The organism is Paenibacillus sp. YN15, from assembly GCF_003285005.1.
In the GTDB taxonomy this organism is placed as follows: Bacteria; Bacillota; Bacilli; order Paenibacillales; family NBRC-103111; genus Paenibacillus_AR.
The window spans coordinates 110760-119476 of the sequence record NZ_QMFA01000022.1; the positions used below are offsets into that span (position 1 = coordinate 110760).

Genomic DNA, 8717 nt, shown 5'->3' on the forward strand with positions numbered 1-8717 from the left:
AGGAGCATGGCCATGATCCGCGAGCATAACGTGGTCGGCAAAATGTTTACCGCGCTCATCTACCTCGCCATCGCTGTATTTGCCCTGGTGACCATTACCCCCTTTATCCATCTGATCGCCGCTTCCCTGACCACGGCGGAGGAGCTTCGGGAGAAATCGTTCATTCTGTTTCCCACGGTGATTTCCTGGGATTCCTATGCGTACATTCTCAGCACCAATACCATCATCCGCAGCATGGGGGTGACAATTCTCATTACCGTGGCGGGAACCCTCGTGAATATTGCCATGACCACCCTCATGGCCTATCCCCTGGCTCATAAGACTCTGATCGGCCGGGATCGCATTATGCTCCTGGTGCTGTTCACCATGATGTTTAACGGCGGCATGATCCCCTCTTTTATTTTGGTCAAACAATTGGGCATGCTGAACACATACTGGGCAGTGATCATCCCGGGAGCCATCAACGCCTTTAATCTTATCGTCATCAAGAACTTCTTCCAGCAGCTGCCTGACGGGTTGGAGGAATCGGCCAAGATGGACGGGGCCAACGATCTGTATATTCTGGCCCGCATCGTCATTCCGCTGTCCATGCCCGCTATTGCGACCTTCTCGCTGTTTTATGCGGTGGGCCACTGGAACGCGTTTTTGACTCCGATTCTGTATCTGAACAATCCGGACCGATGGCCGGTGCAGGTGCTGATGCGGCAAATTGTCATTCTGTCCCAAGGAGGCGTAGGCGATGCGGCGGACATGGGAGCGGACTTCATATTGCCACCGGAGCAGACCCTGAAATCGGCGGTGATCGTCTTCGCCAACCTGCCGATTCTGCTGGTTTACCCGTTTCTGCAGAAGCACTTCGCCAAGGGTGTGCTGCTGGGTTCGGTAAAAGGCTGACCGCCGCCAGGCTGCCGGCTTTTCACATAGATCACTATTTTAAACAAGGGGAGAGGTTGTCAGTATGAAAACATGGAAGAAGATTCTGCCTGTCATCGGTGTGGCGGCAATGTCTGCAAGTATGCTGGCCGGATGCGGGAAGGACGAAGGAGCGGGAAGCGAGCCGCCGGGCAGTCCCTCCGCTGCCGCTTCTGCAACTGCAGCAGCTTCGGAGCCTGCCAAAGGGCCGCTCACCATCTCCATGATGATGCCGTATTATTCCACGGAAGCGCCCAAGAACAATCCCATTATCCAGAAGCTGGAGGAAATGACCAACACCAAGCTGAACATCACCTGGGTGCCGGATGCGGCGTACAAGGATAAGCTGTCTGTCAGTCTGGCCTCCGGCGATCTGCCGCAGGTGACGGTCATTTCCCATCTGGATGGCGGCCAATATGCCCCCGCTGTTGTAAGCGGTGTCCGCTCCGGGGCCTTCTGGGAAATTGGTCCGATGCTGAAGGATTTCCCCAATCTGAGCACCAAGCTCAACAAGGATGTGCTGCGCAACGCCTCCCATGACGGCAAAAATTATGCCCTGTACCGTCCCCGGGTGCTGGCCCGCGGCGGGATCATCTACCGGAAGGACTGGCTGGACAACCTGGGGCTGAAGGAACCCAAAACCCTGGATGAGCTGTATGAGGTCTTGAAGGCCTTTACCGTGAACGATCCGGACAAGAACGGCAAGAACGACACTTATGGTCTTGTATCCCGCAAGGGCTTCAATGACTTCCACATGCTGGCGGGTTTCTTCGGAGCGGGCAATGATTATGAGGAGCGGGACGGCAAGCTGATTGCCAGCTTGACCACGGAGGAACAGCTGAATGCCTTGAAATTCTTCAAGAAGCTGTACGACGAGAAGCTGGTGAATCCGGACTTTGCGGTAACGGAGGGAAGCCAGTCCAGAACGATGCTGGAGAGTGGAAAGGCGGGAGTTATGATTTCCACCGCTCTTGATGACGCGCCAAGCATTGACGTTGCCGTCAAGAAAACCAATCCCAACGGGGAAATTGATGTTATTTCCCGGATTCAGGGTCCCAAGGGCGAGCGGATTCAGGCCTCTCCCGGCTATAACGGCATCTTCATGTTCCCCAAGAGCTCTGTCAAAACCGAGAGCCAGATGAGACAGATTCTGGGCTTCTTCGACAAGATGTTCGAGAAGGATGCGGCCAATTTGCTGGCATGGGGTATTGAAGGAACACATTATCATCTGGAGGACGGGATGGTAGCCGCCACAGAGCAGGAGCTTACCCTGCGGACCACAGACAGACTGCCCATTGTGCAGCTGTCCGCCGTAAGCGATGAGATACCCACTCTGAAGGCGAAGGAAGCTCCTTTGGCAGGCAAGGTTAAGCAGATGTTTGCCGACAACATTTCCATTGCCGTGTCCAATCCGGTGTTATCCATTCAGTCCCCCACCTGGACCGAGAAGAGCGGCGAGCTGGATAAGATCAGAAATGACGCCAGATTGAAATATATTCTTGGTGAAATTGATGATGCCGGCTGGAAAAAGGAAGTGGACAAGTGGATGAAGGCCGGCGGGGAGAAAGTGATGGAAGAGTACAATGCGGAATATGCCAAGCTGAAGAAGTAAGCTTCACGGCTTTGGCGATGCAAGCGGCGAGTGCCCAAGACGTTGGCAAGGTCTTGGGCGCTGCCCTTGAGCTAAAAATGACAGCGCTTACTATTATAAAAGGTTAAAAGGAGGGTATAACCTTGCAAAGAAGCAGGCTTACAAAGGGGCTTATGCTGCTTTTCCTCATCATATTCCCGATGCTCGGCTTTAACGGTGCGGCTCTGGGGGCGGTTGACAGAGTGAATACTCCGCCGGAAGGCTGGCAGTTGAACACGCCTCCTGAGAATGTGTTCAAGGTGCAAGGCTCGGACAAGGAATTTATTCTGCTGGATGCCGCCTCCGATGACGATTCGAGGTTTTTGGTGCTGGCCAAGGAGGATTACGGGCTCCGCGCCTATGATCCGGATTCCACCCAAAAATTCGATGTGACGGATGCCAATAATATCGCCTATTGGCTGAACCATGACTTTATCGCCAACGGAAATGGAGCGGGGAAGCAGCTGCCTCCGGGTATCCTGGCCCACATTAATCATCAGCATGTATGGCCCACCGAAGGAGGACATGCTGCAGGCAACTGTCCGGAGGATTATAGCGTTACGGCAGGAATTGTCGTTTTGTCGCAGACAGAGTGGCTGCAATACACCGGAAAATTCGGGGTGAAGGACAGCATCTCCTACCCCTGGTGGCTGCGTACGGGACGGGGCATCAACGGCGCCGCCAATAGAGTGTTGGTAACGGCTACGGATGCAGCCAATCAAGGGCAAACCCAGGTCTCTGATCCCAAAGGCGGCAGCAGCGGCCCCCTTGTCCGTCCGGCTTTTTATCTCAACAAAAGCTTTATGACGGATGTGAGGCTGGACATTGCCTCCCTGGGGGAGAATGTCAAGGCGGCGATACGGAGTACATACACCTGGGATGAGCTTCGCAGCGGGAATGCCGCCTACAGTGCCTCCGATTTAATCGCCATCGGTTTTACTCCTCCTGCCGGGGAGAACGACACCCAGGCGCCAACCTGGCCGCAAGAAAGCAGCATGTGGGCCTCGGAAATCACGAGGGATTCCGCCGCTGTCACCTGGACACTGGCCGCCGATGAGAATGGAGTGGCGGGTTATAAGGTATATCTGAACGGCAGTGTGGTCAATGCGGTTTACAGCAGTGGCATCGATACTGTGCATGGAAGCGTGTATCAGAGCGCTTTGACCAGTCTAAATCCCAATACGTCCTATACCGTCAAGGTAGAGGCGCTGGACCCGGCGGGAAATATCACCGCGGACGGACCGGAAGCACAATTCCGCACCCGCTTTTCCGAGGGAAAGCTGGCTTCTTCGGCGGATACCTTTGCCCGGGGAGGAACGTATGGCAGTGAAAGATATGGAACAGCTGTTGATCTGATTGTCAAGACGGATACACCGGATATGACCCGGGAGACATTCCTTCAATTTGATTTAAGCGGTCTGGACGGCGAGATCGGTTCCGCCACTCTCTACTTGTATGGAGCCCATACCGATGCCAACGGAACAGAGATTAACAACACCCTGTTCGGAGTGGAGGATGACAACTGGACGGAGGAATCGCTGTTCTGGAACAACAAGCCCGGAATGGACAGTTATCTGGGAACCCTCCACATGAACAAGACCATGGAATGGAAGTCTGTGGATGTGACCTCCTTTGTCCGGCAGCAGATTGCCAAGGACCAGACAGCCAGCTTTGGGATTGCGCAGTTGGTGACGCCGCCCGGCAGGGCAACCACCTATAAAAGCAGAGAACATGCGGTCAATTATCCGTATTTGCTGATCTCCAAGGATCGGGTGAATCCGGCCGCCCCTGTGTGGAGTATGGGAAGCAGCGTTGAGATGACGGATGCAGGCGAAACCGAGATCACTTTGGCCTGGACTCCGGCTGTCGATACGGGTGAGATTACGTACCGGATTGTGCAGGATGGAGCAGTGGTGGGCGAGGTTAACGATTTGACGTTCACGGTAAGAAATCTGTCCATAGGTACCAAGTACACCTTCAGGATTGAAGCCCTGGATGCCGACGGCAATGTGGCCAATGACGGGCCCATGATTACGGCCCAAACCTCCAATACCTCACTGGCGCAGGTCCAGCTGGGCAATATTTTTCTGGAGAATGAACCGGTTCAGGTGAAGATACTGTCAGAGAGGAGCACTTTCCGCTGGGCAGCCTACAATGTCTGGGGCCAAAAGGTGCAGGAAGGCAGCGGAGCCCTGACGGATGGGATGGCGACCCTAACAGTTCCTGTTACGGACAAAGGGTATTATGATCTGGAGGTTTATGCAGAAGCGCCAGGCAAGGCAGATGTTAAGCTGGAAACTTCCTTTGCGCTTCTGTCGCAATACGATTTCACCCAAATCGAAGATTCCTTCTTCGGCATCTGCACCCATTTGACCAGCACCTACAAGGGCTGGGGACCGCATCTGGTGGAGCTCATTAACCGCGCCGGCGCCAAGAACATAAGGGACGAAATGCATTGGGATAAAGTAGAGAAAAGCAAAGGCGTCTATACATTTTCCGATGACATAGAAGCTTATATGCAAGCGCTAAAGGACCGCAACATGAATCCCTTTATTATCTTCTCGTTCACCAATGCCCTATATGACAACAATAGCACACCTTATTCGGATGAGGGGCGCCAGGCCTTCGCAAACTACGGGAAAGCTATTCTTGACAAGTATGGTGATCAGATCAAGTGGGTTGAGGTTTATAATGAGTTCAATCACACCTATGGGGATCGGGGCGATGGCCCTGCGGACTCACTGCCCTCTTATTATTACGAGCTTCTGAAGAAGACCTATGAAGTGGTGAAGGCAAGTCATCCGGAGGTCGCGGTTATAGGCCCTACTTCAGCAGGGATCGACGTGCCATGGCTGAATGAGCTGTTCGGTCTGGGAGCACTTCCGTATATGGAGGCCGTATCTGTGCATCATTACGGTTATCCCATATCGCCTGAAGTGCATTATAACGAGAAGCTGGATCAGCTGATCCAGCTGATCCAGCAGCATAATAACGGGGAGCTCACACCCATCTGGCTCACGGAGTTCGGCTATCCGACCCATAACCAGGGTACCGGGATCAGCGAGAAGGGACAGTCCAATAATCTGGTGAAGGGTCATGTCATCGCTATGTCCAAGGGAGTGGAGAAGGGCTTCTGGTATGACTTTATGAATGACGGCCTGGACGCAACCTATAATGAGAATAATTTTGGCATTATCCGCAATGAGAAGGACCGGAAGGGCGCTTACGTGCCCAAGCCCGCTTATGCCGCGTATGCGGCTATGACGAGACAGTTGACCGGAGCCTCCTTTGTGGAAAAAGAAGACCGGGGGAGCGCGGTGTACAGCTACAAGTTTACGCGCAACCAGGAGGAGCTGCGGGTGCTGTGGACGCTGGCGCCGGAGAATGTGACCATCAAAGCGGCGGGGCCGCTGGATATCACGGACTATATGGGCAATACGGCCACCTATGTTCCGGTGAACGGCGAAATCTATATGACATTAAGCGAAGAGCCGATTTATGTGCAGGGAGCCGTTCAGGATATTGTGAAGGGCGGGATTCTGTCCCTGTCCGCGGATGCTCCGATTCTGGGCGATCCGGTAAGCGTCCAGGTAAGCGTTCAGAACACCACGGATGCTTCACTTCAGGTGGCTGTGGAAGTAAACGGAGTAGCAGGCGCCTATACGGCTGAGGCCCGCCAGCAGGCGGTCAAGGAGATTTTGCTGCCGGTTATGGAGGAAACGGGAGCCCTGAACATCATTGCCCATGTGAAGATCAACGGGAAGCTTGCAGGCAGGGTACAGATCAGCACAACAGTGGGAAAAAGCTACGAGATCAAAACACGTCCCCATATCCGGAATGCGGGGACCGGGGAAGCGGAGATTCTGGTGGAGGTCGTCAACAGGGCGAAGCAAAGCTCCCTTGCCATGTCCGGGCTGGAATGGTCTGTGGACGCGGGCACGGGTGTTATTCCCTTGGCGGAGCCTATCGCGCCGGATTCCAAGTATACCTTCGCCATTCCGGTTGGCACAGTGAATTTCTGGACCTCCTATCCGGTGAGCATCACATCAGAGGTCAACGGAGCCGCTTTGGTCATCTATACGGGACAGCTGGATTTCAGTCCGGTAATGAAACAAACCGTTGATTTTGAAGACGGGGTGGATGAAGCTGGCCTGGGTATTGATTTGCTCACTGGTGCAGTCCAAATTCCTGCCGGCTATACGGGACCGAATGATTTGAGCGGAAAAATAGGGCTTCATTGGGATGAGGATAAGCTCTATATTTTAGCTAAAATAGCGGACGATACTCATTTTTACAGCGGGCAGGATTCGGACATCTGGCGGTATGACAGCATCCAGTTTGCCTTGTCGGCCGGGGTTCCGGGTGAAAGCAGCCAGTGGTACGAGTATGGCATAGCGCAAACGCCTGCAGGCCCTCAAATTTACCGGTGGCGGGCTCCGGCGGGAGTCTCCACGGGCGATGTAGCCAACGGGGAATTGCGCGTGACCCGGGATGAGGAAAGCAAGTATACCTTATACCAATTGGCATTGCCCTGGGAGGAATTGACTCCTATCCAACCAGATAAGGATTCGGTGATCAGCATTTCATTTGCGGTGAACGACAACGACGGCGCCGCCCGGGAGGGGTACATTGAATGGGGCGCCGGAATTGCCGGCTCCAAGGACCCCGGCAAATTCAGAACCGTTGAGCTTAGGCCGGGGACTGCACCGGAGCCGGAAACGCCGGAGGAGCCTGGCGAAGAGCCTGGAGAGCCGGGGAACCCTGGCAGTGAACCCGGCAATGAGCCCGGGGAGTCAGAGCCTGTTCCCGCAAATCCCGGTCCGGAGCAGACTCCCGGACGGACTCTCCCCGATAGCCTGATTCAACTGGATCAGGGGAAGGTTCTGAAAGCCGTAAAGGAAGACAAGGCTGGAAGCAAGGTTGTCTTTATCCAAGTTCCTGAGACGGAAGCGACAGCCATCCAGGTTCAGCTTCCGCTGGAAGCCCTCAAAAACCTGGATGGGGTTGCGGCGCTCTCCATTGTGGCGGGGGAGATCAGCAGCAATATTCCGTTGCAGGCTCTCACCGCCGGGGCAATGGGAGTGCTGCTTGGGGAGGATGCAGGGAATGCATCTCTGCAGCTGTCCATTGAACAGCTTGCCGGGGATAAAGAGAAAGTCATGAAGGACAAAGCCGCCCGCGCCGGTCTGACTCTTGTCGGCAATCCGATAGAATTTGGAGTGAAGGCCATTGCCGGCGTTAAGGAAACGGAGCTTCCCAACCTTGGAGCGGCCTATGCAACAAGAAGCCTGACGCTGAAAACGGGGACAGCAGACGGAAAAACAAGCGTGGTTTGGTACAATCCCAAGACGGATAGCTTTGAGTTTGTTCCGGCCACGACACAGCGGGTGGATGGAAGCACGCAGATCATAACCAAATCCACGCAAAACGGTGTGTTCATGATCGTCTCGTCCCATAAGAGCTTCGAGGATGTTAAGGAGCATTGGGCCAAGGAGGAGGTGGAGGCGCTGGCGTCCAAGCTGCTGGTGAAGGGGATCAGCGACCAGTCCTTTAACCCCGAGGGCCGTATGACCCGGGCGGAGATCACAGCGCTTTTGGTGAGGGCGCTGACGCTGGACGCTCTGCCTGGGGAGAATCGCTTTTCGGATATGAAGGCTACCGATTGGTTTGCGGGCGCTGCGGGCGCAGCGGCCAAGGCCGGGTTAATCAACGGCTATGAGGACGGAACCTTCAGGCCGGATGGATATGTGACCCGGGAGGAAGCCGCCGTTCTCATGGTGCGGGCGATAGAGATCACCGGAGGCGTGCTGGAGGAGGCGGGAGACCATTCGCTGCCAGGTTTTACGGACAACGAAGCGATCAGCAGTTGGGCCACAAGTGCGGTTTCCCGGATGGCCCACGCAGAGCTTATCAACGGCATGACAGCCTCAGCCTTCGCGCCTCAGGAGAATATTACCCGGGCCCAGGCGATGGCCATGTTAAGCCGGGTTCTCCGGTACGTGGACTTTATCGACTGAGGGTAAGCTTCCAATAGCGGCCATGCCCGTCATGTTTCGCAAGATAGCCACTTCCCCAAAATAGCGGCGGCAGCGCCGTTATTTTGGTTTTTTGTACACGAAAACCCCCAGTTCGACTGGGGGTTCCCAAAAGCTTATAGCTATGAGTAGTCCATCTT

General features: G+C 54.7%; 3 protein-coding genes. All 3 read left to right on the forward strand.

All coding sequences use genetic code 11. The annotated features are described in order from the left end of the window. Positions 1 to 12: 12 nt before the first annotated feature. The 3 genes from DQG13_RS17950 to DQG13_RS17960 all read left to right on the forward strand — a co-directional run bounded on the left by DQG13_RS17950 (position 13) and on the right by DQG13_RS17960 (position 8559). Positions 13 to 894, forward strand: coding sequence for a carbohydrate ABC transporter permease (locus tag DQG13_RS17950; protein WP_113021158.1), 882 nt, complete (start codon positions 13 to 15; stop codon positions 892 to 894). Positions 895 to 958: 64 nt separating this feature from the next. Continuing rightward, positions 959 to 2524: an extracellular solute-binding protein gene (locus tag DQG13_RS17955; RefSeq protein WP_113021159.1), complete on the forward strand. Its 1566-nt coding sequence runs from the start codon at positions 959 to 961 to the stop codon at positions 2522 to 2524. Between the two features lie 122 nt (positions 2525 to 2646). Further along, on the forward strand, positions 2647 to 8559 hold the full coding sequence (locus tag DQG13_RS17960) for a CBM96 family carbohydrate-binding protein (RefSeq protein WP_113021160.1): 5913 nt from the start codon (positions 2647 to 2649) through the stop codon (positions 8557 to 8559). Positions 8560 to 8717 lie beyond the last annotated feature (158 nt).